This window comes from Nostoc sp. (assembly GCF_036917095.1).
GTDB lineage: Bacteria > Cyanobacteriota > Cyanobacteriia > Cyanobacteriales > Nostocaceae > Nostoc.
The window spans coordinates 86760-112187 of the sequence record NZ_JBALFH010000022.1 but is presented as its reverse complement, the minus strand read 5'-3'; the positions used below and the strand labels follow the sequence as shown (position 1 = coordinate 112187).

Annotated in this window: 28 protein-coding genes; 19 read left to right on the top strand and 9 right to left on the bottom strand. The window is 38.6% G+C overall.

Going from position 1 to position 25428, the window contains the following annotated elements; translation table 11 throughout:
• The first annotated feature begins 273 nt into the window (after positions 1–273).
• Entirely contained in the window at positions 274–885 is a 612-nt protein-coding gene (locus tag V7L01_RS11530; RefSeq protein ID WP_335034985.1) for a hypothetical protein, read from the top strand.
• 71 nt (positions 886–956) lie between these two features.
• On the opposite strand, the gene V7L01_RS11525 is transcribed toward V7L01_RS11530, so the two are convergent.
• Positions 957–1325, bottom strand: a complete 369-nt coding sequence (locus V7L01_RS11525; protein ID WP_229465560.1) for a Dethiobiotin synthetase — start codon at positions 1323–1325, stop codon at positions 957–959.
• A gap of 208 nt (positions 1326–1533) precedes the next feature.
• On the opposite strand from V7L01_RS11525, the gene V7L01_RS11520 reads away from it, so the two are divergent.
• From V7L01_RS11520 to cas5, 12 genes are all read left to right on the top strand, one after another.
• Positions 1534–1770, top strand: a complete 237-nt coding sequence (locus V7L01_RS11520) for a hypothetical protein (protein ID WP_335034798.1) — start codon at positions 1534–1536, stop codon at positions 1768–1770.
• Positions 1771–2331: 561 nt separating this feature from the next.
• Entirely contained in the window at positions 2332–2577 is a 246-nt protein-coding gene (gene psaC, locus V7L01_RS11515) for a photosystem I iron-sulfur center protein PsaC (protein ID WP_012411495.1), read from the top strand.
• 8 nt (positions 2578–2585) lie between these two features.
• The gene (locus tag V7L01_RS11510) at positions 2586–2723 is read left to right on the top strand and encodes a hypothetical protein (RefSeq protein ID WP_335034796.1); all 138 of its coding nucleotides are present in this window, start codon (positions 2586–2588) and stop codon (positions 2721–2723) included.
• Positions 2724–2959: 236 nt separating this feature from the next.
• Positions 2960–4849 carry a glutamine--fructose-6-phosphate transaminase (isomerizing) gene (gene glmS, locus V7L01_RS11505; protein ID WP_335034794.1) on the top strand — a complete coding sequence of 630 codons (1890 nt, stop codon included), beginning with the start codon at positions 2960–2962 and terminating at the stop codon, positions 4847–4849.
• A 134-nt stretch (positions 4850–4983) separates the two neighbouring features.
• On the top strand, positions 4984–5802 hold the full coding sequence (locus V7L01_RS11500) for a TnsA endonuclease C-terminal domain-containing protein (protein ID WP_335034793.1): 819 nt from the start codon (positions 4984–4986) through the stop codon (positions 5800–5802).
• Positions 5803–5829: 27 nt separating this feature from the next.
• Entirely contained in the window at positions 5830–7392 is a 1563-nt protein-coding gene (locus V7L01_RS11495; protein WP_335034791.1) for a hypothetical protein, read from the top strand.
• Positions 7389–8369 (top strand): TniB family NTP-binding protein, encoded by a 981-nt coding sequence (locus V7L01_RS11490; RefSeq protein ID WP_335034983.1) that lies wholly within the window; start codon positions 7389–7391, stop codon positions 8367–8369. The genes V7L01_RS11495 and V7L01_RS11490 overlap by 4 nt, the downstream gene beginning before the upstream one ends.
• Positions 8370–8376: 7 nt before the next feature.
• Complete coding sequence (locus V7L01_RS11485) at positions 8377–9324, top strand: TnsD family Tn7-like transposition protein (RefSeq protein ID WP_335034789.1); 948 nt, start codon at positions 8377–8379, stop codon at positions 9322–9324.
• Positions 9325–9496: 172 nt separating this feature from the next.
• Positions 9497–10198 (top strand): type I-MYXAN CRISPR-associated protein Cas6/Cmx6, encoded by a 702-nt coding sequence (cas6, locus tag V7L01_RS11480; protein WP_335034788.1) that lies wholly within the window; start codon positions 9497–9499, stop codon positions 10196–10198.
• A gap of 53 nt (positions 10199–10251) precedes the next feature.
• Positions 10252–11787: a type I-MYXAN CRISPR-associated Cas8a1/Cmx1 gene (cas8a1, locus tag V7L01_RS11475; protein WP_335034786.1), complete on the top strand. Its 1536-nt coding sequence runs from the start codon at positions 10252–10254 to the stop codon at positions 11785–11787.
• Positions 11788–11843: 56 nt separating this feature from the next.
• The gene (locus tag V7L01_RS11470; protein WP_335034784.1) at positions 11844–12818 is read left to right on the top strand and encodes a DevR family CRISPR-associated autoregulator; all 975 of its coding nucleotides are present in this window, start codon (positions 11844–11846) and stop codon (positions 12816–12818) included.
• A 1-nt stretch (position 12819) separates the two neighbouring features.
• Positions 12820–13446, top strand: a complete 627-nt coding sequence (cas5, locus tag V7L01_RS11465) for a type I-MYXAN CRISPR-associated protein Cas5/Cmx5/DevS (protein ID WP_335034782.1) — start codon at positions 12820–12822, stop codon at positions 13444–13446.
• 412 nt (positions 13447–13858) lie between these two features.
• Here the strand turns inward: cas5 and V7L01_RS11460 are convergent, their stop codons facing one another.
• The 6 genes from V7L01_RS11460 to V7L01_RS11435 all read right to left on the bottom strand — a co-directional run bounded on the left by V7L01_RS11460 (position 13859) and on the right by V7L01_RS11435 (position 19193).
• Complete coding sequence (locus V7L01_RS11460; protein WP_335034780.1) at positions 13859–14074, bottom strand: hypothetical protein; 216 nt, start codon at positions 14072–14074, stop codon at positions 13859–13861.
• 37 nt (positions 14075–14111) lie between these two features.
• Positions 14112–14369, bottom strand: coding sequence for a hypothetical protein (locus V7L01_RS11455; protein ID WP_335034779.1), 258 nt, complete (start codon positions 14367–14369; stop codon positions 14112–14114).
• A gap of 266 nt (positions 14370–14635) precedes the next feature.
• A complete protein-coding gene (locus V7L01_RS11450) occupies positions 14636–15334 on the bottom strand; it encodes a hypothetical protein (protein WP_335034777.1) in 699 nt (232 codons plus the stop codon).
• Complete coding sequence (locus V7L01_RS11445; RefSeq protein WP_335034775.1) at positions 15327–18497, bottom strand: HsdM family class I SAM-dependent methyltransferase; 3171 nt, start codon at positions 18495–18497, stop codon at positions 15327–15329. Before V7L01_RS11445 ends, V7L01_RS11450 begins: the two co-directional genes overlap by 8 nt.
• A 235-nt stretch (positions 18498–18732) precedes the next feature.
• On the bottom strand, positions 18733–18882 hold the full coding sequence (locus V7L01_RS11440) for a hypothetical protein (RefSeq protein ID WP_335034773.1): 150 nt from the start codon (positions 18880–18882) through the stop codon (positions 18733–18735).
• Entirely contained in the window at positions 18864–19193 is a 330-nt protein-coding gene (locus tag V7L01_RS11435; RefSeq protein WP_335034771.1) for a MerR family transcriptional regulator, read from the bottom strand. Before V7L01_RS11435 ends, V7L01_RS11440 begins: the two co-directional genes overlap by 19 nt.
• 36 nt (positions 19194–19229) lie before the next feature.
• On the opposite strand from V7L01_RS11435, the gene V7L01_RS11430 reads away from it, so the two are divergent.
• Together V7L01_RS11430 and V7L01_RS11425 are read left to right on the top strand one after the other, a co-directional pair.
• The gene (locus V7L01_RS11430) at positions 19230–19421 is read left to right on the top strand and encodes a hypothetical protein (RefSeq protein WP_309245611.1); all 192 of its coding nucleotides are present in this window, start codon (positions 19230–19232) and stop codon (positions 19419–19421) included.
• Between the two features lie 221 nt (positions 19422–19642).
• Complete coding sequence (locus V7L01_RS11425; protein ID WP_335034766.1) at positions 19643–19957, top strand: hypothetical protein; 315 nt, start codon at positions 19643–19645, stop codon at positions 19955–19957.
• A 357-nt stretch (positions 19958–20314) separates the two neighbouring features.
• On the opposite strand, the gene V7L01_RS11420 is transcribed toward V7L01_RS11425, so the two are convergent.
• Entirely contained in the window at positions 20315–20530 is a 216-nt protein-coding gene (locus V7L01_RS11420; protein WP_335034764.1) for a plasmid partition protein ParG, read from the bottom strand.
• Positions 20531–20738: 208 nt separating this feature from the next.
• Between V7L01_RS11420 and V7L01_RS11415 the strand changes: the two genes are divergently transcribed.
• From V7L01_RS11415 to V7L01_RS11400, 4 genes are all read left to right on the top strand, one after another.
• Entirely contained in the window at positions 20739–21290 is a 552-nt protein-coding gene (locus V7L01_RS11415; RefSeq protein WP_335034762.1) for a hypothetical protein, read from the top strand.
• On the top strand, positions 21287–21622 hold the full coding sequence (locus V7L01_RS11410; RefSeq protein ID WP_335034760.1) for a helix-turn-helix domain-containing protein: 336 nt from the start codon (positions 21287–21289) through the stop codon (positions 21620–21622). Before V7L01_RS11415 ends, V7L01_RS11410 begins: the two co-directional genes overlap by 4 nt.
• 188 nt (positions 21623–21810) lie before the next feature.
• Positions 21811–22635: a pentapeptide repeat-containing protein gene (locus tag V7L01_RS11405; RefSeq protein ID WP_335034758.1), complete on the top strand. Its 825-nt coding sequence runs from the start codon at positions 21811–21813 to the stop codon at positions 22633–22635.
• Between the two features lie 117 nt (positions 22636–22752).
• Entirely contained in the window at positions 22753–24675 is a 1923-nt protein-coding gene (locus tag V7L01_RS11400; RefSeq protein ID WP_335034756.1) for a TnsD family transposase, read from the top strand.
• 4 nt (positions 24676–24679) lie between these two features.
• Here V7L01_RS11400 and V7L01_RS11395 read toward each other — a convergent pair whose 3' ends face one another.
• A complete protein-coding gene (locus tag V7L01_RS11395) occupies positions 24680–25423 on the bottom strand; it encodes a hypothetical protein (protein ID WP_335034754.1) in 744 nt (247 codons plus the stop codon).
• Positions 25424–25428: the final 5 nt, after the last annotated feature.

Genomic DNA, 25428 nt, shown 5'->3' with positions numbered 1-25428 from the left:
GTAAGAAAGAGTCTCTTCTGCTAAAAGGCGTAATGCAGTTTGAATTAATTCATCAACACTGTTAAATCTACCTGTTGCTAGTAAAACTTGAATTATTTGTTCTTGTAATACTCATAATGATTCCATTCCTTGGCTTTTTCTATGATAGAGCCGTGATAAGTAAGATCCCTGATGTTTAATTTGGGTTGATGCTTGAAATAATCTTGCTGAAAAACGGGAAGACTATGGTTACTCCCTAATGGGCAAATTTCCATGAAAATCCTGAACAGCAAAATGCTCAAAAAATCTCTATTTAACTGTTTGATTTTGCCTTTTTCTCTAGTGCCCTGGCTGTGTGTAGGAACGCTTTTTGATTCTCAAGCCAATGCTTTACCAGGGCAAAGTACAGAAGAAGTAGGCACCTGGATTCAAGCACATCCCACACTCCGTCCCAGGAGTGGGGAAAAATTATTTGTGCAAAAAACTGATACTGCTGCTCAACGATTTACTTTTCAAGCGTCGGTATTGCCTCCCGGTAGAGTGGAATTTTCCAAAGACCGTAGCACAATTCGCAGTGAGCGCATTTCTATGTATGATGCCATTAACGGCATGACATTTACGCGTCTCCAGGAATCTTTGCGGGTGATTTATGGCTTGGAGATTTATCAAGACTACGATCGCGCCCAAGTCGCGTACCAGTATCCCAACCAGAACGTCGTTAACTCGGCGCGTCTTGCCAAAACTCCAATTCGGGAAGCTTTAAAGGGAGAATTACGAGTAGGCGATCGCTATGTATATTGGGTGGAAATTGCCCAACCCAAGACTGGCAAAGCTTTTACAGGCCAAATGACGATTTTGCTCAAAACTGACCTAGACAAGTTAGAAAATGAATTGCAAACTCGTTAATGGGCATTGGGCATGGGGCATTAATTATTCTCCCTCATCTCTTCTCGTTCAAAGATGACTGAATTTGTGTTCTAGAGCTTCCCCAACCCTACAGGAGCTAGGGTTTGCCATATACCCGAAAAGATACTTTCAGATGCTAAGGAAATTCGTAGCAAATCTTCTTTCAGTAGTGGCGGCCAATCAACCCCGGCTTTACGCCCTGCGGCAAATAGCTGTTGTGCCTTAATGCTTAACTGATAAAGGGCCAAAGCCAGCTCTCGGTCTAGGCTCTTTGCATCTTTGAGGGCTTCAAACACTACTTTCAATGCCAATAAAATTGAAGTTATCTGACCGGGTACCGGTGGTTTTCCCTGTTTCATACGCGTCAACAGCGCATCTGGGTTTTCCTCGGTTGTGATTGTCTGATCTATGAGGAGTTTCCGAGCTGTTTCGTAATTCATGTAGTCAGTTTAGCGTACATTTTGCTTCAGCAGGAATACGTAATTAAAAAGTTATCGAACTGGCTTCTAGTTATTTATAGCAATCTCATTTGATTTGTGAAAAGATAAACTTGGGGAAAATATGCGGGATTTGCGATACTCTAGTTAACCAGATAGACTGACATATAATATCTTTGAAAAATACGCCACGCTTGGAATCAGAAGCAAAATGATCTCACCGAATTTACAAGAAATTGAACGCTCCGTCCGTGCCTTGTCTGTAGAAGAACAACTGTGGCTACTAGAAAGTATTGCTCGACAAATCCGAGAAACTGAGTATAAAAAAGATAATTTTGCTGATGCGAAAACTTCAGAAGATCAACTGCATGTGATGGCTAATGAGGTAAAAATGCCAACAGAAATTGCTGCGATAAATGATGAGTTTGCGATTTCTGAAATTCTCTGAAATGTAAAAGTAAAAATGATGAGTTTGCCAGATTTAAAAAGTTAAACATACAAGTTATCGGTGAGCGATCGCTTAAAATTGCTGACTGCGAACGCCTGTTGACAGCAACACGATCGTAAAAAGCAGTCTTTAAATTGCTCGTCTGTGGTGTTTGGCAGTAATAGCGATCGCATTCATCAGATTATTAGCACTATAGTTAATTTGGCAATTTTGATGGAAAGTTAACATTACATTATTGGTTTTATTTAACGATATATAGTTGCCAATCAATAACTACCATAGATAACTTCTGCATCTAGTCTTGTAGATTTACTTTTGTTTCATGTATATTTACGATTCACCCCAACTATGGTATACAACTGCGGTAAATACGCTCCAATGATGTTGCTAATTAATAGAGCAATAGGGACAATCTCGGAAAAACAACTTATCAAGGGTGCTCATTACATTGTTTGAAGTTATGTAGCCTTTTGATTACGGCCTATCAACCACTGCGGTAAACTATGCGTTGATTATGATTCTTTCGCAGAGAAGAACACCTCGAAAGGAGCGGTTTTTTCAATGTCTCATACTGTAAAAATCTACGATACCTGCATTGGCTGCACCCAATGCGTCCGCGCTTGCCCTACTGATGTACTGGAGATGGTTCCTTGGGATGGCTGCAAAGCTGCTCAAATTGCCTCTTCACCCCGTACAGAAGACTGCGTGGGCTGTAAGCGCTGCGAAACCGCTTGTCCCACCGACTTTTTGAGCATCCGGGTTTACCTGGGCGCTGAAACAACTCGCAGTATGGGTCTGGCTTACTAAAAAGCTCAGTGCTAAGTCACCGAACTTGCGATCGCAATGCAGGTCTACTGCCCAACCGTTCTTTCCAGAAGGGTTGCCTGGTGTCCCAAGGACACAAGGGAGAGGCGCAAGCCTTTGCTTTGCTCGGAGTTCTCGCTGAGTTCTGAGTCTTGAGTGCTGAGACAAAAGAAGTAAATCAAAAAAACAATTTCTTGATTCTTCACTCAGCACTCAGAACTCAGAACTCAGTGTTCAAAAGTTTTAAAGTTTCTTAATAGCAAGCATCTTTACAAATACCTAGTGGTAGAGGGAGTAATTTACTCCCTTTTTTCTTTGCAAAACGTCGAGTTTGTGCTAAGAACTATACTGGATTTAATCATCCTGAAAAAAAGTGGTGTGAACAATGTGCGGAATCGTTGGATATATAGGCACTCAAGCGGCGACAGACATTTTATTGGCTGGGCTGGAAAAACTAGAGTACAGGGGCTACGATTCTGCTGGAATCGCCACCGTTTGGGAAGGTGAGGTTAATTGTGTGCGGGCAAAGGGCAAATTGCATAACCTGCGTTCTAAACTGGAACAAATAGAAACGCCCGCCCAGATTGGTATTGGTCACACACGCTGGGCAACTCATGGTAAACCAGAAGAATACAACGCCCATCCCCACATGGATACGGCAAAGCGAGTGGCGGTGGTGCAAAATGGCATTATCGAAAATTACCGCGAGTTGCGCGAGGAACTCAAAGCAAAAGGTCACCAATTTCTTTCTGAAACTGATACAGAAGTAATTCCCCATCTCATAGCCGAATTTTTAAAGAATCTTCCCCCTTCATCTCCTTTATCAGCTTTGTCTCCCTTCCTAGAGGCAATTCGCCATGCGGTTAACCGCTTGCATGGGGCATTTGCGATCGCAGTTATTTCTGCTGACTACCCCGATGAATTGATTGTTGTTCGCCAACAAGCGCCTTTGGTAATTGGTTTTGGTCAAGGGGAGTTCTTTTGTGCCTCTGATACGCCTGCGATCGTTGCCTACACCCGTGCAGTGCTACCTCTGGAAAATGGCGAAATTGCCCGCCTCACACCTTTGGGCGTTGAGATTTACAATTTTGCTGGCGACAGGTTGAAAAAACAACCCCGGTTGCTCAACTTCAATCCGGCAATGGTAGAAAAGCAGGGATTCAAACACTTCATGCTCAAAGAAATCCATGAGCAACCAGGGGTAGTAAGAGCTAGTTTAGATGCTTACTTTAATCCAGGCGAATCTACTGAATCGCCAATCAATCTTGGTTTACCTGCGGATTTATACACTGATTTAGAACAAATTCAGATCGTCGCCTGTGGTACCAGTTGGCACGCAGCATTAATCGGAAAATATTTACTCGAACAACTAGCAGGAATTTCAACTCAGGTACATTACGCTTCTGAGTATCGTTATGCACCATCACCATTAACATCTAATACGTTGATCGTTGGTGTTACCCAATCAGGTGAAACCGCTGATACCCTAGCAGCTTTGGCAATGGAAAAAGAACGTCGCCAGGGGAAAGAACCCAAATATCAAGCGCGACTACTAGGCATTACCAATCGCCCGGAAAGCAGCCTTGGTGATATGATACCGCATGTCATCAGTACTCTAGCGGGAATTGAAATTGGAGTAGCCGCGACAAAAACTTTTACCGCTCAACTGATGGCGTTTTATGCTTTGGCATTGGATTTAGCAGCTCGTCGCCAGACAGTTTCAAAAGATATTTTAGAGAACATTATTAATGGGTTGCGGCAGATTCCTAAAGAAATTGAGGCAACTTTAGAAAGTCAGGAACGTTTAACCGAACAGCTAGCCCATGAATTCGCTGAAACCAAAGATTTCATTTTTGTAGGAAGAGGAATTAACTTCCCCATTGCTTTGGAAGGGGCATTGAAATTAAAAGAAATCAGCTATATTCACGCCGAAGGTTATCCGGCTGGAGAGATGAAACACGGCCCGATCGCGCTTTTAGATGCGAAAGTACCAGTAGTTGCGATCGCAATTCCTGGTAGTGTGTACGAAAAGGTTATTTCTAATGCCCAAGAAGCCAAAGCCAGAGATTCTCGCTTAATTGGCGTGACTCCCGTCAACGATGGCGAAGCTGCGGAAATCTTTAACGATCTTCTTCCCATCTCTCATGTAGAAGAATTACTTTCTCCGATTCTGACAGTAGTACCTTTGCAATTGTTGGCTTATCACATTGCCGCCCGTCGCGGTTTGGATGTCGATCAGCCTCGTAATCTTGCTAAAAGTGTTACCGTTGAATAGTATAATTATATACTTCAAAATGTGTTGTACAACAATAAAAAAGTCGTATAACAAATAAAAAAGTTATACAATATATAAAAAAGTTGTACAATTTATCCTCTAGGTGTATATGATAAGCATCTACAGGAGTTTTTATGGCTAGAAGCAAGCAAGATTGGACGCAAGCCAAGTTTGAGCGTTACTTGAAGGAAGGCCGTGGTCAGGGTAGCGGGAAAGGCTATCAACCTTGGATAAAGATTCAGGATTTTCCCTCAAAGGGTCGTGTTTCTAGACCTCCAGGTTGGAAAACAAACCGAGAACATCATCTGCTTTCTGATAACGAGAAGCGGCTGTTTTACGTCTTTGAGTGGTCAGATACGATTGTAGATATAAGAGAGCAGTTTCCTCTAATTGACCTTGACTTAGCAATAAGTATTGCAGATGAAATGGGTATTAACTATCCTAAAGATCCGCAAAGCAATACTCCCCGTGTTTTAACAACGGATTTTATGCTTTCTGTCAAGCAAGGCAAAACGATAGTCCAGCAAGCACGAACATTTAAGCTAACTAAGGATTTCGGAAGTAAGTCTGTAGCTGAAAAATTTGAGTTAGAAAAGCGTTACTATGCTGCCAAAGGTATTGATTGGGGAATAATCACAGAGAAAGAAGTCTTTAAGCAATTAGCAGAAAATGTTGAGTGGGTTCATACTGCTTATAAACTAGAAGAAAATGCAGATATAAATTTTGAAGAACTACGTAACATCGCCAACATTTTAAAATCCAGACTTCAGGAAAGTGATGCAAGCATCAATCGAATAACAACATCTTTGGATAAAGACATGAATCTAGAGTCTGGTACATCCCTCTATCTTTTTAGGCATCTTATTGCTAAGAAGGAAATCATTATGGATATGTTAGCCACAAAAATATCTAGTTGTCCTTCTTCCAGAGAAATTAAAAAAATTATTTTTTAGACAAAAATATGTGGTGCATTAAACTATATGACTAATGATTTATTTGTCAATGATCTGATTGAATGGATTGATGAATCAGGTAATAACTTCATAGAACGAGTTCTCTGGATTGATGAAGGCTATATTTTAGCATTTGTTTTTAATATAAATACTAAAACAGGGTTTCCAGAGCTTAAAAAAGTTTCGGAGATTATAGAAGCTTTTTCTGATGGTACCGCATTGAAACTTAAATCAGACCCGTGGGCAAGAATAGTAACAGAGGAAGATTTGTCTGAGAAAGAAAAGGAACTTAGAGATAGAGCTTGGCAAATAATTTCATTTATTGTTATTCAAGAACCCTCAATATATTATCGGGATTATAGAGGTGCTTTAGTTCAGCAGACTATTGAAAAATATAATACAGGTAGAAGTAAAGGTAAATTAGTAGAAATAAGTGTTTATAAATATTTAAGAAGATTTTGGCAAAGAGGTAAAAATAAAAATGCCCTTTTGCCTGATTATGTAAATTCTGGTGGTAAAGGAAAGCCTAAAGCCTCTGGAGAAAAGAAGAGAGGAAGACCAAGAAAATACGCACACGATCAAGAAATTGGTGTTGGAATAAATGTCACTGAGGAAGATAAAAAAGTATTTAGATTTGCAATTGCGAAGTTTTACAATAACTCCAAAGAAAATTTTTTAACAACTGCCTATGATTTAATGATAAAAAAATATTACTCCGAAGATTTTTATTACGATGAAAATGGAGTCAAAAAAAGTATTTTGATTCCTCCAGATAAACAACCTACATTTGCTCAATTTAAATACTGGTATGAAGTAGAACAATCGGATATTAGAAAAACCATCATATCTCGTAAGGGTTCGACAAAATACGCTTTAGAACATCGAGCCATTACGGGAACTTCCCAAATGGAAACTATTGGCCCTGGATCTAGATATCAGATTGATGCCACAATTGCGGATGTATACTTAATATCAATGTACAATCGCAACTGGATTATTGGTAGACCTGTTATCTATGTGGTTATTGATGTTTTTAGTCGCATGATAACGGGGGTTTACGTTGGATTAGAAGGGCCATCTTGGGCAGGGGCAATGATGGCTTTAGCCAATTCAGCCATAGATAAAGTAAAGTTTTGCAGAGAATATGGTATAGAGATTTCTGAAGATGAATGGCCATGCAGACATATTCCTGATGCTATTTTGGGCGATCGAGGTGAATTAGCAGGGATGAAGGTAGAAACATTAATCCCTAATTTAAATGTTCGCATTGAAAATGCTGCTCCTTATCGAGCAGATTGGAAAGGATTAGTTGAAAGACAATTTAGGACTATTCATGGGTATGTCAAACCATTTGTTCCCGGTTATATAGATACTGACTTTAGACAGAGAGGAGGGCATGATTATCGCCTTGATGGTAGGCTTAACATAGATGAATTTACTAAAATAGTTATCTTTTTCATTCTCCAGCACAACAATGATGATTATTTAACTAAATATGCTAGAGATGAACTGATGATCACTGATGATTCAATAAGTTTAACTCATCACATACCTCCGAAGATTATCTACTTGCTCAACTTGCACAAATAGCACATACTCATCATTTAGGTGTTGTAGTGATTGATGAAATACAAAATTTGGTAACGACTAGAAGAAGTAGAGATGAAATTTTAAATTTTTTAGTCAAACTTGACAATATTATTGGAATTCCAGTAATTCGTGTGGGTACAAATGAAGCCATTAGTATTCTTCAAGGTAATTTCAGAAATGCTAGGAGAAATACCGGAGAAGGAAGTGTAATCTGGGACAGAATGATAAATGATAATGAATGGTGTTTCTTTTTAGAAGGAATGTGGGAATACCAATGGACAAAAACCCCGGTTTTTTTGTCTGATGGAATAAAAGAAGTTTTTTATGAGGAAAGTCAGGGAATTATTGATATTGCTGTCAAACTTTACAAGATGGTTCAATGGAGAGCGATTTCAATTGGCGGCAAAGAAATTATTACTACTGAGCTAATTCGTAAAGTTGCTGAAGATGGATTATATTTAGTTAAGCCAATGCTGGGTGCAATTAGGTCAGGAGACAAAGAATGGATGATTAAGTATAAAGATATTGCTCCTCTTGATACTACAGAATATCAAAATAAATGTTTATCTGAGCTTGAATCTAAAGATTTACAAGAGATTCGGAGATTAGCTAGAAAGCAACAGACTTATCAGAAAGTATCACCGAAGCTAAATTATGTAATTCTTGAGCTTTTGAAGTTGGAAGTAGAACCTGCTAAAGCAAAGGAATGTGCTGAACAAGTAATAGTTTCTAGTGATGAAGATGCAGACATTACATTGTTAACAAAGAAAGCATATACTCTTGCTTTGCAAGGAGGACAATTAAATGAGAGCCTTGTTAAGGCAAATACAAGCAAGATTAAATTAAAGCCAAAGTATCAAGAAAATGACATTCGACGAATTGTTGAAAATGCCAAGAAGGAGAAAAAATCTCCATACGATGATTTGAAATTAGTTGGTATAATCAAAAATCCAGTCGAAGATTTTATAAATATTTAGCTTTTTGATGCTTAGTTTTTTCCCAACTTTGTATCCTGACGAGCTTTTGTATAGTACTTTAGCTCGATACCATATTCGGAGTGGTAATAAAAGTTTCAAACAAACTGACTTAGAGCTATTCGGTTCCAGTTCTCAACAAGTATGCAAGGTTACTTTAACTAATAATTTAAATTATTTAGTTAAAATTTTACCTTTACGTTCTCAGCAGACAGTTGATAATTTACTGCAAAATCATACTTTATATCCTTTTTACGCAACTTTCTTAATACCGCAGGAAGCTTGGTTATTAAAAGACTCAATGAGTAAAAAACTTAGTGGGTCTATTCTAGAGGTTGCTAAGGTGGCTACTGGTTCTAGTGGTGAGTCAAAAAAATTTTTAAAATTTTGCCCTAAATGTTTAGAAGAAGATACCCAGCAATATGGTGAGCCTTACTGGCATAGAACACATCAAGTACCAGGAATTTTATTTTGTCCAATTCATGGTGTCGTTCTTTGTGATAGTTGTGTAGCAGTTGAGTCGAAAGGTATACATTATTATGCTGCGAGCCTAGATAATTGTTTAGTAATCATAGATGTCAAAAGTTCTACAAATCAGGCTTTAAAAACGCTCTTAACACTGACAAATGACATTAATTTGCTAATCCATAGTAATTTTGCCTTTAAAGGTTTAGTTTGGCTTCGCACTCAGTACCAGCGTTACTTAGTTAATAAAGGACTGTTGCAAATCTTTCCTGGTGGAAAACTTAAGTTTGATGAGTATGCTTTTTCAAAGCTTATATTTGATTTTTATGGTCAAGAATCCTTAGAAGCCCTTAATCCAAAGTTAACCCAACATCAAGGTAAATATTTTTCTCATTGCTTGCTTGGATGTGACTTAAATCCAGCAATTGACCGCATCACTCATATCTTAATGGTAAAATTTTTAGCAAATTCTATAGAAGCATTTTTTCAGTAATAAAATTTCCATCAAAAAATTGTTACGAACATTAATATAAAGCAACAATAACTTCCTAAAAAGTATTATATTTGCTTGGTGTTTTAAAGTACTCTCACATTAATCACTAAGGTAGTCTAAATAATAATTAGTTGCCTCTATCGTATATCTGCTTAAAGATAGGGTGGTAAAGATGGTTGTTGATTGCAGCTTACCTACACAGATTCTCTCAGAGTCACCTTTAAATCTAATAAAGCCAACGGAGGTTTTAACACCTCAGTTACCATACATAAATTTAATTTTTAACCTGATTGGTGAGACAGTACCTCTCGATCACGGGTATGAGTTATTTTCTGCGATCGCCCACTTTGAACCTGAACTTCATAAGTTAAATACAGTTGGAATTCATACTATTGCAGGTATTCCCAAGGAAGGCGTAATTCAGCTAACTAAAAATTCTAGGCTTCGCATTCGGCTACCAGTAGATCAAGTGCGTTTGGTTTATCCGTTAGCAGGTAAGTCGCTGAAAATTGGCAGGCATACAATTCGCTTGGGGATTCCTGAAATTTATTTGCTTGAGCCTGCTGAGAGACTGCGATCGCGTATAGTGATTATCCAGGGTTATCAAGAACCGGAGTCATTTTTAGCAGCAGCACAGCGTCAGTTAGAAAAACTGGGTATCCAGGGAAAAGCCTTTATTACCAAAAATACTGATGGTAGCCCAAAACGTAGAAGTATCAAAATTAAGCGCTTTACGGTTGTGGGTTTTGGGTTAGAAATCATTAATCTCAGCAATGAAGATTCGCTAACATTGCTGAGATACGGCATTGGAGGAAAACGTAAGATGGGCTGTGGCGTTTTTGTGCCTGTGAAGAGAAAGAAAAACGCAAGTTAAAGCTGGTTTTGACTCCAATATAGGTTTGAGAGTATTTCCCAGAAATAAATAAGATGTCCGTAGTAGCTAGTGTTGTCAACCCCAAAATTCAGTTAAATTTGGGCGATCCAAGCATAACTTGGATACATCGTGCTGGCATAGCAGGACTTTGGATGACGCTTAGGCAACTAGAAAAACTATACCCACTACCTGCGGAACGACCTGGTAATTTAAGTTGGTTGCTGACTCCTCGCAGCATTAGCCTTGAATGGCAAGGGCAGGATGTCGTAGTTTTAGACTGGCTGCTAAAGCAATCTTTTCAGATTAATGAAGAAGGTCTAATTTTGCTGACAGGCTTAAATACGCATTCAATCAATATTGAAACTCAAATTAATATTCATTTGGGAATAACAGGAACGTTTCTCCAACATAACCAGGTTTTTAAATTTGACGGCGGTAAATCCTGGTCATTAATAGTTGATGGTATAGAAATCGATGTCGAGTATAAGAAAGCAGTTTCCTATGCTCATCAAGATTTTGCTAAACAACTGTGTGATAAACAAGGTCAATTATTTGGAGAATCAATTGGTGTAGCAGGGTGGCTATATCCGGGATCTGTAGTTCGTCATGTCGCTTTTACAAAAGAAACTAAGTTTGAAGAGAAACCACAATTGGCTTTTGCTCTTTTATATGCTCCTGTTGCTTGCCACTACTTTGTTTTGCGATCGCACATCAAACTGGAAAACACACAATATGCCCTAGTTATACCTGAAGTCATTGACTTAGAAATTTATGCCGAGGAATACTGGAATTTGGGAAACTTAGATTACAAGGATTTCTATGTATCTAGCTTAGGAGATGCTGCATTAAGATTCCTTACTTACGAAACAATTATAGAACTGACTATACCCGATCAAGTAAAACGATGCCAAGTAATATTATTTGGAACGGTAGTTTGGTCAAAGCAGCAAAAAACTCGCATAGAAATAGCAGTGGTAGAAGCGACTGAAATAATAGATTTTATCTATAAGCTTAGTCGGATTTATTTTCCAGAGTACCAAATTATTCAGTATAAAAATAAAAATTTTATCATTAGCAATATCTTTAGGGGAACAATTGCCGATAACTTAGTAAAGGGCTTTCCTTGGTGGGCTAATTTATATAAAATTTCTAAACATAAAAGTTTATTGAAACTCATTACTAATGATGGAGTTTATAAGATGATTCAAAATTCTGAATGGAATTTAGAAAGTCAAAAGCTATTTATTAAAGCTTGTCATGAGGCATTGAAGAAAATATACGCTAAAATTTATGGGCGAACAAATGAAGGTAAATATGCTCAAATTGAACGAGAAAACACACGTATTTTATCGCAGCTAGGACGTTGTACAAATGCTGAAAATTTTCGGAAATTTATTGCGGAGTTTTGGGCAAGAGCAGGTCAACTTTCTATTTTAGAAAAACACTGGGAAGAATTACTGCCATTAACTTCTGGGATAATGAATTGGAAAGTTGCCAGAGATTTAACTTTTATTGCTCTTGCTAGCTATCCAAAAAGCAATATGATTGAGAAACAAATATTGGAAATCTCTGATTCTAATAGTGAATAATTACACATTTTTTTGCTTAATAAAACACAAAAAATGAATTTAATAGGCAATTTTAAATGTTTCATTTATTCGGTAATATTTTGACTAGCTATGGAACGGCAGCTAATAATCGTGGGGGAAATGAAGGTAATATAACTCCCTTACAAAAATTAATTTGGAAAGGTGAAGTTCATACTACCATTTCATCTGAGGCGATTCGTTGGGCATTAAGGTACTACTGGCAAAATGTTGGCTATCCGGTGAATCGACGTTGGGATGAGAACGCTCAACCAGTAGCGGATCATGTTTGGCAAGACCCCAACTTTGATGATATTCGCTTCATTGATGATGATGTTTTAGGATTTATGCAGGCCGAAGCAGCAAAAGTGGAAGCGTTAGATGAGTCTGAAGGCGAGTCCGAAGGAGCATCTCAAGATGAGAACAAAAAAAGTTCTAAAGGTAAGGATAAACAAACTTCTCCACGTAAGGGCAAGCAAAAACCTAAAGGAAAAATAACTGCTAGACGAGGTGTATTAGAAGTTACCCGTGCAGTATCAATGATACCCTTTACGGGAGACATTACCTTTAATGCTGTCAGTGGAGTCAAAGGACGAAATTCCCTTTATGCCACAGAGATTCATGCTACTCGTTATCAATATGGTTTTGCATTGACACCCGATAGCCTCAAAGATAAATCTCGCATCCATGCTGTTCTAGATGGTTTGATTTCGATTGGTGAAGTGGCGGGAAATCATGCCCGTTTTTTGTATGATTTCTCCCCTGAAAGTATTGTAATGCGGTGGACACAGGATTTTTCTCCTCGTTTTTTATATTGCTTTGAGCAAGACGAACTGGGAAATATGTCAGTATCAAACTTAGTGCGACAGGTAGAAGTAGGAGATATTGACCCCAAAGAATTATGGATTGGAGGCTTAATTTCTCAGGGTTTAGAAGATTTGGGAGCAAATGTGTTTCCTGGAGTGAAGTCGGCAGTTAAAGCATTAAAACAGGTCATTGCTGAAGATTTGCAGTTGTCATCAGGGAGCGACTAACGTGACGACAATTGCTTTGAAAGTTGAAGTACCTATTGCTTGTTTTCGTCACTCCCGTGCTAGAGAATACGCTGAAACGTATCCAGTACCTCCACCTTCTACAGTGTACGGGATGTTACTTTCTCTGATTGGTGAGACAAATCGTTATAAGCATTGTGGAACTCAATTAGCGATCGCGCTCTTGTCTAAACCAGAAAAATCTATTGTAATTCGGACTTTTCGCAGGTTTAAAACAAAAGATATCCACGACCCTAAGAATACTAAACCTGATTACCAAGAGTTACTAACGAACGTTGAGTTTGTAGTTTGGGTGAAAACAGATAAAGCAAAGCCTACTTTACCAGAACTTTTGCAGCAGGCATTTGCGAACCCAGCTTCTATTAATCGATTTGGTGGACTGTGTTTAGGTGAAAGTCGGGATCTAGTCAATACCGTTACCCTTTTACCTGAGAAGTATCATGGTGAGTCTTTGTGGTGGTTAGTTAAAGATGAGGATGGTTCGCTAACCCTACCTCACTGGGTTGACCATGTTGGGTCTAAGAGAACGCACTGGCAGTGTTATGAGCTTCAAGAGTCCCAAGTCTGGCAACCACCGGATTTATCGTGGACTACAATTCAAACTAGTTGAAAAATGAGGATATTTAGATTTTGACAAGGATATCTGTTTGTGGCGTCAACACAAAGTGATAAAAAGCCGCTATTCATTACTGAATCAGCAATCTAGCGTTTTCACCATGACTTAGGATACTTGCAATTCCTCAAAAAGTTCCAATAATAAGCCTTTTGGGCGTTGTTAAGCTAGCCTAGCCTATTAAATTTTGCAAATTTAGTGTCTTATAATGACAGGGGCTTGTAAGATTATCTAGAAGACCTGATGGATTAATATGTTTAACCATCGCCATTCTTTAACATTAGATGTCGTCAGACGTTGAGCAACAGTCATTTTTTGAGGTAGTCGTCAGCAGCCCACACTGTTCTTTAACATTAGATGTCGTAAGACGTTAAGCAAGATTATGCTGCTCTTTATCATAGGTTATACTTCAACTACCCTTTTCAATGGAAATTTTGGTGCGGATTTGTTCCCATTGATAAATCTGCTTCTGTAGTTGCAATTTGCGATCGCACTCGAATCGCCAGCCCGTTGTGTCTAATTCTGTATGGGTATTCTTCTGTAATTCTAAATGTAATGACAGTGAGTTGAAGAAAAACTGAAGTGCGATCGCAGTATCAAAAAGTATTAATTGCCAAGAAGTCAAAATACCACGAATTAGTTGACTAAAAACTATACGTTGATTAGGATTCGAGTAATTTAACAGTTAAGCTTTCGGAATTAAATGTGATTTCATAAATATTATTTAAATCTATTACCTCATCAACAATCGGGGATAAAGGGCTACCAGATGACCATAATTCTGTACTTCCGGGATGTTGATCAAAGTAATCAGGTTTAGTAGTAACTCGCAAAGTTTCTTTCATTCCAGGCATAAAGAATTTATATTCGCCATCCTGCATTAATGGCAGTTTAAGGATATGCAGGGGTGTAAGCCGCATCAGTTAAGGTTATTGTCGGAGTGTCCTAATTGTGGAGCGAGATTTAAGATTCCGGCGTTGTGGGTAGATGGGTGGTGCCAGAGGTGTTTTATGACTTTTGCGGAAATGATAGAGTATGAGAAGCCTATAAAAACATTAAAAGAATAAATATTTAGTAATGCTGAGGATATATCTACCAATTTAGAGGAAGCTGTTTTGCAATTAATTTACAACCTAAACTTAGCTAATTTAATATAAATACTGATAATTAATTGTGAGTTTTGGATTTATACTGAAGATGTATTTGTAGGAACTGAAGCAATTATTTTTAATAGTAAATGATGACAACGAAATTCAGCAGGATATGATTTTCCTGATGGAACTAACCGATGGTGATCCGAAGTTTTGTGATCACGATTTGGAAAATCTGGATGTTCGCTTAATGTGCATGGTACTTTAGTTGCAATATTCGTAAAAGCGTTGTTTGAATCACCAGACAAAAGATAACCTAGCATTCCTCCTTGGCTAGAAAAGGGTGCATATCGGCAAGTTATAAAATTTTGATTTATCTCTTTTATATATTCACCTACTGCCCCATCTGATTTCAAAACCTTAGCTTCTAAAGGCCAGATAATCCTCTCATTAGAGATTAGATAAAATGCAATATCATATTGTGGTGGTTGTGCTTGTGCTGATTGACTACTTTCTATTTCGTAGACTTCATGTTGAACATCAAATGGCTCATCTCCCGTCATATTTCTGCGAATTCTGCGCTCAAGAGATTGAGTGATGCTCCTTTCTATTTGCTCCTCTGCTTCATCACAATTAATTTGTGATAGAATCTCGGCAACCAGCAAATCATATCCTTCCCAGACAAGTTTGACGAGAATTGTTATTGCATCATTGTTCCAACCTTTTGCTACTTCAACAAAGTCCGGTGTATCTTTCCAGCGTAATTCTGGAATTGTTTTACCTCTTCTACCCACTGTATGACTCCTGTATAACCGCTGATTCATTATCAAATGATGTCCGCCACATCATAATATCTGCGGCTACTTCATCAGCATCTCTTAAAGCCATAGAGCGAGTCCAGTAACGAATTTTGTCGGGTTTTATCAAATAAATAGTAGGAATTTTTAAACCATTTAATTGAACTGAATCATAAACCCTTGCAATACGTTGATAAAATATTCCACCATCTTCTGTATTCCCTTTTTTCAAACATAACTCATTTAATTTCTGTAAGAGTTCTACTAAATCAGGGGAGTCGATAGACTCAATATGAACACCTTGATGGTCGGATATGTTGAGATAAATTGCAACTAGACGGACAGGAAATTTAGTGTTACTTTGCTCCTGAAATATAGTGGCGCTAACTTGTTTATCTTGTCCAAATCCTGCTTTAAGAACTCGCAAGAAATACTCGCAATACATTGTCAGTTCTGGTTCAGTATTCTTTTCTAAAGAACCATCATCTCTACGGTGAGTTCTTTTGCGTCCTGGGGAAGCACTATCTCCTTGAAAATCTGGTAAAGTGTAATTAAAGAGATCATTAATTAGTACCCATTCACTATCTTTGAATTCAAAAGCTTGGCGTATGCGTTCATCTACATCATCAATTGTTTTTATATTTTCTAATACTCCAAGCTGGGCTTCAGGTATTGGCACACGCAATAAATCATCTACATTCACTTCTGGAATATAAGAAGCAAAACGTCCACTAGAAAGTAGTAAATAGTATACAGCTAATTTACTATTATATGCTAGACAAGCAGCATTTAATAGTGAAATATACTCTTCAGAAATATGTATGCTCACATAGCTTTCAGAGCAGATAATTCCTTCATTTGTATGATTAATTTCAATTATTACTGAACGAAATCTGCCAATATTTTTCTGCCAACTTAGTTTTAAAATCATTTGTGGCAATTGAAAGGCAGCAAAGTTAGTCGAGTCTCTGGAGTGAATGTGTGCATCATCATTTATAGGAAGTTCTTCAGCCTTTAGGTAGATCAAACTTTTATTGAGAAATTTAGGAGATTTTAGAATTCGCCTATTTTGGATATCAGCTTGGAATTTTGTTTTATCTCCTCTTACGACTCCTTGACGTGTTTTAGCAATACCACGCTCTTTAAGTTTTTCAATACTTAATTCCTGATTCAATCTTTTTATAAGTGATAGATCGCGTCTTCCTCCCCACATTAATGCTGTCCAAACTAAGGGATTTGCTATTGCTTCTTGTGGGTATATATGATTAATGTCATGTGGCTCTACAACTATGTGATAATCATCTTCATTAGTCATAACTGGCTTGGGACAAATGTATGTCAAAGGTTCACCGTCAGGAGGTGTTACTGACATTGTGATAATACAAGCTGGAGAAATAGCATCTTTGAACAGTCCAAAACGCAATGCAGATAAGTTAACTATCTCATCAATTTTAAACTCTGAAAAAAGCTTGGCTCGGAATTCTTGAGCAGTACTAACCTGATTAAAAATCAAGGCAAGTGCAGGCTGCATCATTGCTACTTGTCCACCTACCTTGGTCAAAGCAGCAGCTTTTGGCAGAAAAAGCGGCCCAATATTACCGTAGGTTATCTTCCAATTATCTCCAGCCCAAAATTTAGCTGCTGGAGTGACAGTGTTTTTTCCCCACGGTGCATTGCCAACAACTAAATCATATTTATTTGCATCCTGAATCGAACGAAAACCTTCTTTATCTTCCTGAAAAAAATCAGCAGCTACTAATTGACGTTCACGCAATCGGGGAAAGCGAAACTCATTCTCCCAATAATCTTGAGGCTGAACTTTATCAAGCATAGTTAGATAGAGACTAAAAGAAGCTACTCTTACTGCTTGAGTATCTACATCAACACCAAATAAATTATTTTCTAGTAAATATTTTAAATCGCTCGGCTTAATTGTTTTTGCATGAGCTTGTTCCCATCTATAAATTAACCGCTGGAATGCTTTTACGATAAAAATTCCTGAACCACAAGCAGGATCAAGAATCTTGATATCCCATTCCTGACTATCCCAAGGTAAAACACCATCTAGTACAAAATCAACTATGTGTTCTGGTGTGTAATGAATTCCTGTACCAGATTCCTTACTTACAAATTCTTCATATATACTGCTAATAAAATCTAAAGGTATAACGTCAAAGTGGTAATATGGCCAAAGGCTTATTTGTCCACTTTCCATATCTACATCACCACTGACGAAATCAGCAAGTATATTGAGATGATTCTCTTTTACTTTGTCTTCTTCTGTTTGCCATTCCGCTTCACGTTCTTCTTCGGTAGCTCCTTTACCTGGGAATAAATCACCATTGAACTTACCATTTAGCCAACGGAAAAATTTATAAATATCTCTATGATTTCTTAATATTTCAGGCAAATTAGAGTATCTAGCTGATAATTCTCCAATCCTATATAAATGATCCAGTAAGTTTGTATTTAGACCAGGATTTCCTTCAGAATCTTGGCGATCAAAAAGGAATTGAATAAAAATAATTCTTGCTAATAAATCATGAATAGTGTCGTCATCAAGTTCATTTTGTTGAACTTTCTGCCGAACACTTTTCAGGTTTCTCAATAGCATCTGGTCAGCGGCCTGGCTTCGTTGAAATCGCTGACTATGTTCTTGAAAAAATTGACCTGATACCAAATCAGCCCAGTGTAAATGCAGAGTTTCGGCAGCTTGTACTGAAAGAGAAGGCTGATTGAATAATTCAAGTTCCTGTCTAGAAACTTCAATTACTGGATTGATAGTATCTTCTGTTGTTGGTGGTTCTTCGTAGCATGTCCAAATTCTTAAACGGTTAGGTTCTGTTGTAATTAATGATGGTGTACGAGAAAAACTCCAAGCAAGTCTATAAGTTCTTCTCAATGTATCTTCTGATACTTCTTGTTGAAAGTCGCACACCAGAGCAATGGGTGCTTCTGTTGAGTCACCTTGAGGATTTGCAGCCAGCACTCCTATTTGCACACCATGACCATCTGAAAGCTTGCTGATAGTCCTGCCTAATTTTTCCCTAGCGATTCGTGCATAAACACTAGGCCCAGCACCAGATGGCTCCAAAATTTGTTGTGGAGTTGGCCAGTGAAGCTTTTCATGTGCTAGTTCAAGTAGTCCAGACTGTGACATTCGGTTTTTTAAGGTGCATTAAAGTGCAATTCCACATTTCAACGATCGCATTGTTATGAATTGATTGACATTGATCAACAGTACATTAGTATTACTGGCTGCTGCAACAATATTTAACTGGAGTTCACAAAATCTTTTTGAATGCGAACACAATTTCATTAAACGCAAGCGATGCTCATAACATACAACATAATATCGTGTGACTTCAGTTTTAATCAGCCAATCTAATAGTCAACTACTGATAAATCACGTCTAACCACACCGGAATCACTGGTTTACCTTCAACTAAGGAAGCGATCGCTTTTTCTCGGTCAAACTCCACAAGGGAAAGCATCAGCCCTGTTCCTCTTTTAGCAGCTTTTTCTCCTACTGCTCCCAACAACATAAAACGCTTGCCCTCACAGATTTAAACAACTCCGGCTCTTTGTCTTTCAGTGTTTTGAGCGTTTCACCACCCAAATCAAAACTCAACCCCGCAGATAATAAATATACCATCACAGCCAATTCCACGAAATTGGCTTTTGAGTAATAAATACTACGTCCAGTTCCCGTTTCACTGATAACAGGAACAATCACCCGCTTCTCTCGCCAGTACTGGAGCTGACGCGGGGTACAGCCTGTTATTTCAGCCGCTTGTTTGCTGTAAAAAATGTGTCCTGCATGAAATAATTTTACACATGGCTGTTTATAAGACAAAAATATTTTTATTAAACATACATGTTTTAAAATGCCATGAACCAAATCACTGTTCAGCGCCGTTTGGTGGCCAGTGCATCTACCCGCCAACACTTATGGAAGTTAATGGCAGAGCAAAACACGCCTCTGATTAACGAGTTACTGGAACAATTGGGACATCACCAGACCTTGAAAATTGGCGACAAAAAGCTAAAATCCCTGCTGATATCGTCAAGCAACTATGTCTGACAGTTAAAACTGACCCTCGCTACAGTGGTCAACCTTCTCGGTTTTATGCAAGTGCGTAGACGCGAAGCGGCTTGCCGAAGGCATCGCATTGGTGAATTACACCTATAAATGGTGGCTGGCTTTAATGAAGCGGTTACAGTCACAACTGAGCAGTAAAATCTACTGGCTGGAAATGCTCATAAGTGATGCTGAATTAGTCAAAATCACTGGCGCATCCTTGGATGAAATTTGCACCAAAGCAACTGAAATTTTGGATCAAATTAGCTTCAGTCGATACAATTAACACTCAACAGCCAAAGAGTAGCAAAGTCAAAAAGAGCAAAAAGTCTGCACTTTCACAGACTGATGATGTGAAGCACGCACTTCAAATAGGCGATCGCCATGTATTTAACACCTTATTTGAAACTTACCGCAATACCGAAGATATCCTGACTCGTTGTGCCATTAGCTATTTACTCAAAAATAGCTGCAAAGTCACTGATAAAGAAGAAGACTGCGAAAAATTTACTCAACGCCGACGTAAACTTGAGATTTAGATTGACCGCCTAAAATTTTCAGATACGCGTAGGCGTAGCCTGTTGTAGGCATCGCTTTTTTCAACAAGCCTCTATCAAGTTTGAGTTGAGTAAACTTCGACATATTAAGCTTTTAGTAGTTGTGCTAAAGCTTTGCTAGATTTATGGTGCGTTGAAAGGTAAGGCAGAGGTCTGCCATTGTGATAGTGTGTCTGTTTGTAGCTGTGACAAGCAATCTGTTAACAGTGACATCATTTTGTTAAACATGACATTAATCTGTTAGCAGTGACAAATAATTAGTTAATGTATATTTTCTAACAATACATTTGTTTCAAGTAAAAACCATTCAACTGAGTTTAAAGGGACGAAACCCCATCATTAATCCCCCTTCCTTTTATTAGTTGAGGAATTTTCGTTTTCCTCAGCGTCTAGCCATGCTCGAATTAACTCAAGTGCCTTCTGACTCATCGTGGTTCGATGCTTGGCACAGGCAACCTTGAATCTGGTTCTCTCAGGCTCCGGCAGAAAAACTCGGAAATTTACTGTCTTGTCTTCTTCTGACACAACTGCCCTATCAACACGAATTAGCCTCATTGTGGCATTTGGTTTGTTCAGATCAAATACGGCAGTTAGCGCAGTTGCGGCAACTGACCCAGTTGGTTTATCCTAATTTCCATAGTCTATTTGCAACATTTAGACTTCACTGCTGAATTGACTAACCAAAAAAAACACCAAAAGCCAGCGCCGAACTTTCCACGGCTGACGCTGGCTTATGGTTTCCCCATTCAAGGAGATTTTATCTATGGTAAAACCTGTGAGCGCTCAACGCGATCGCTTGGATACTTATCAACAGGCTTTAGATGACTTTGGCATTACAGAGCTACTATCACGGTTAAGCAATTTTTCCGATCCAGATTTTGATGCAGCATACTTGGTGGAGAAACAAGAGCTAGAAAACCTAGTAGCCATACTCATCCAAAGGCTAACTCATAGCCTAGAAGATAATCTAATTGCCAGTTATTTAAGTGCCATTCAGCAAGGCAAATCAGATTCACTGTTGAGCCAAATTAATGTAGAAATCCCGCCACAGTCGATTGATTTACCAAGCCATTTCCCAAACGTCGAAACACCTAGCTTTTTGTACGGCGACAAACTACGGTGGGTTTCGTCTGATGATCGCACAGATTGGGGGATTGCGATCGGGAGATTTTACAGTTTTGCACCTCATCGCTGCTGTTGGATGTGGCGCTACCTGATTTGGTTAGCTAAAGATAGCCCCAGCGTAGCCTGGACAGTTGCAGACACTGCTTGGGAAGAAGACTTGGAGCCTTTAGCATCAGAAAAAGATTTATGAAAAATGCTCGTCCTTTAACAGAGCGAGAGCAACAACTAATCCAACTCTACGCCAACTGTGAACTAGGAATGACTCCCCGACAGTTTTACTCCAAGTGGCAGGTGAATTACGAAATACTTGCCTTGATTTGTTCGCGATCGCTTCCTACGGTGCAACGCTGGTTTAGAAGAGGTCACAACTATCGGCCTCCGCTAACACTAGACTTACGTAATCTCGCTTTAATGGATTTCTTGCTAGAGCATTTTGAACAGATTCCTCCTAATCTCTTCAACAAACTTTGTTCCTCAAGTCAAACTCAGCAAGACTCTCATACAACTAACTCCCAAAGCTAGGTCAGTGAGGAAACTAGCCTCATATTTTAATCTAAATGTCAATATAATTCTGACATTTCTTTACTAGCCATTCTTAATTAGGATGGCTATTGTCTAATCCTAGTTAAAGAGGGATTTACTGTGGAATCCTCTTAAAACAACAGATTTACAGGCTTTTACAACAGAGAAATTAAAGATTAAAGTTTCTTATGCTTTCTAATCCTGGTGAACTTGTAGCAAAACTTCTAGACATAGATGAAAGAGAATTTTGGAGAGTATGCTTACCTGGAGCGCAGCTTCAAGGAAAAGACCTAAGCGGAGTAGACTGGTATGGCGGAAATATGAGCAAAGCCTGTCTAGATGGTGCAAATTTACAGAAAGCTGTTTTATTTCAATGCAAGCTGACGGAAGCATCTTTTAAAGGGGCATTACTCACAGAGGCGTGTTTCAGAGCCGCAGACTTGAGAGGAGCATTTTTTCAGGGCGCTGATTTGAGAGAAGCAGATTTTGTGAATGCAAATTTGACTAACGCCAACTTAGCAGGCGCTGATTTGAGAGGGGCAGACCTTTCTGGTGCAAAACTTAATGGGACTAACTTGTGTGGCGCAATATTGGATGGAGCAAAAATACCTGGAAAGGTTGTTAATAACCAAGGTATTACATTCAACCCAACTTGGCGAATTTACCATTGGGAAGGGCTAAGGTTTCGCTCGAAGAACGAAATAGAAATTGCAAAGGCGCTTGATGAGGCTGGTGTTCTCTTCTTACCCCTTTGCCTAACTCGGCTCAATACGCCAACAGGGAGACGTAATCTAGAACCTGACTTTTTAGTTTGCCATCACGGAAAATGGGGCCTTATGGAAGTTGATGGCCCCTACCACACTCCATTGACACGAGTAGATGAACAAGGGCGAGAACGCTTTTTTCAGCATCATGGTATCAGAGTAATTCAGCGCTTTGATGCTAAAAGCTGTGAGGATAAACCCCATGAAGTGGTTAGGGAATTTCTGCAATTAATTGAAAAAATGCACTAGTTATTCAATTCTTGGCGTTAATTAACCTGTAATTAATCAATAATCCTAACTGGGCAAAACTAAATATCTGAAATTTATAAAAATATTCTTTTCAGGTTTCAACATGAGAAAGAATTTATGCTAGGCTTTTTTCCAGCCCCTTATCCAGATGAAATTTTATACAGTATCTTGGCTCGTTACCACATTAGGAGTGGTAACACGAGTCCAAAAATAACTCTAAGGGAGCTATTTAATTCTCAAGATGTAATAGCTACTGTTGACTTACCTTCTAACCTTAATTCGTTGATTGAGAATCTACAATTTATCTCGAATTATCAAGTAGAAGATTTGATATATAAATATACCCTCTATCCTTTTTACAGTGTTTTCCTGCCACCGAAAAGAGCTAGTCAGGTGATGGAGTCTATGAAAGCAGATTTCGGAGGAGATATTCATACCAGAACCGGAATTATGGCGAGTTCGTTGAAGATGCAGAGGTATCTGCGATTTTGCCCAAAATGTTTGGAAGAAGATTTGCAAAACTATGGGGAGTCCTGCTGGCATAGACTACATCAAACACCAGGGGTTCTGGTTTGCCCAGTTCATGGTGTGACTTTGCAAGATAGCACAATTCCCATGCAAGGTTTTAACAGGCATGAATATTATGCTGCAAGCCAAGAAAACTGTCCTGTTGTATCGATACAAAAGACTTACACTCAAGAGACTTTAAAGAAGTTGCGACTGCTGGCTCAAGATATTTCATGGTTAATAAATAGTAATCTTTTCTCTAGAGAACTAGAGTGGTTTCAAAGAAAATATATAGCTTTATTGATTGAAAAAAATTTTGCAACGGCAACCGGGCGAGTAAACCAGAAGAGACTATTAGATAATTTCTTGTTCTTTTATGGTACTGAAGTGCTTGAGGCTGTTAACTCAATGGTGAATTACGAAAATGAGCAAAACTGGCTATTCACCATTTTTAGGAAGCATAGAAAGTCATTTCATCCCATCAGACATCTACTCATAATTAGATTTCTGACCAATTCTATCGAGGAATTTTTCAATACGGATTACCAGTATAAACCTTTTGGTGAGGGGCCTTGGCTGTGTCTAAATGCTGCGGTAGACCATTATCTTAAGCCAGTAATAACTAATCTTGTTGTCACTCACTGTTTGGATAATAAAAAGCCATTAGGCACTTTTTCTTGTTCCTGTGGGATGGTTTATTGCAGAACTGGCCCTGATGAAACTGATGAAGATAAGCAGCGAATTGGCAAAGTCTTGACATACGGTCAAGTCTGGGATCAAAAGCTAAAAGAACTGGTAGAAATCCAAAAATTAGGTCTACGAGAGACAGCAAGACAACTCAAGGTCGATTCCAGAACAGTAAAACGCTATACTGCCATACTTAAGCTAAAAACTTTTTGGAAATCTTCAGAGGAAAATCAGTTAGTAGACTTCGAGGAAGTTTTAGACTCTAATCTAAATTTAGCCAATGATCACAAAATCAAATACAGGGAAGTTTGGAAAGCTTTACAACAGCAGTACCCAGAAGCGTCAAAAACTACTTTGAGGGGATTAGCTAAGGGAACGTATATTTGGCTATACAGAAACGACAAAGAGTGGCTTAACAAAAATTCGCCTTCTTTAAAAGTACCTCTCCCCTGCGTCGGTAAAGTTGACTGGATAGAAAGAGACAAGCAAGTTCTCGAAAAGGTGAAAACTGCTGTGCGAACATTTCTGAGTGCAGAAAAACCCGCGAGAATCACTATTTGCAGGATAGGGAAAAGTATTGGCTTACTTGCACTACTCGAAAAACATTTGACAGGAATGCCACTGACTAAGGTTTATTTAGAATCAGTCACAGAAACTGTAGAGGATTTTCAGATTCGGCGTATTCAGTGGGCGATTAAGCGGCTTGATGATTGCGGAGAGGAAATTCAGCCTTGGAAGGTGATTAGACTGGCTGCGCTACGAGAAAATTGCTCTGAGAGAGTACAAGCGGTTCTAGAAAGTGAGCTTTATAAGCAACCGGATTATAATAAGATTAGAGAAAAATAATTAACTAATGCCGGAGCATTACCATATTTTCATCAAGACCTTGACAGAAAAATTCTAGTCTTTGATTTTTCTCTAAATCTCTAAGGTTGATGGAACTGACAATAAATGGAAACAATGCAGGTGTTTGGCTAATTACGCCTAAAGCTTGGGAATTAGAATTACTTGCTATTAAAACTGCTTCTATTAACCATGCTACCAGTCTCCTGTTATCGACTAATTGCACTGATGCTGGTTGATATATACCTTTTTCATTAGTATCTTGCAAGACTCCCCAATCTACAAAACAGCGCATTAGACGTTGAGTTGCGCGTGATACTGTTTCTCGTTCGCCTAATTGTTCTTTTATGCGTCTTTGCACAGAAGCTGCTGCAAATAAACCCTGTAATCTTATTAATCGCCCAACATTTTCTGCAACAGTCCCGAAAAATGGGTAAACAGCCATAGCCATACCCCAATGGATAACTATGTGTTGATTAGATGGGCTGATCCTTAAAAGTTCCAAAGCTTCATTTCGCAGAGGCTCTAGGTTTGTTGGCACTCCAACCCAGATTTTCAGCAGTATCGAAATGGTTTTTCTGCGGCCACTAGATTTACTTTGACTGCCAACTGAAACCTTATCTTGTAAAAATTCATTAAGTGCTGTTTGAATTTCTGAGCGTGTAGAACCAGCTAAAAGAAGGTTGGCTGTAAGTTCCAACCAATTTAATTGAATACGCTGACTAAAACCAACTTCTACCCGCCTGCTCATTTGGA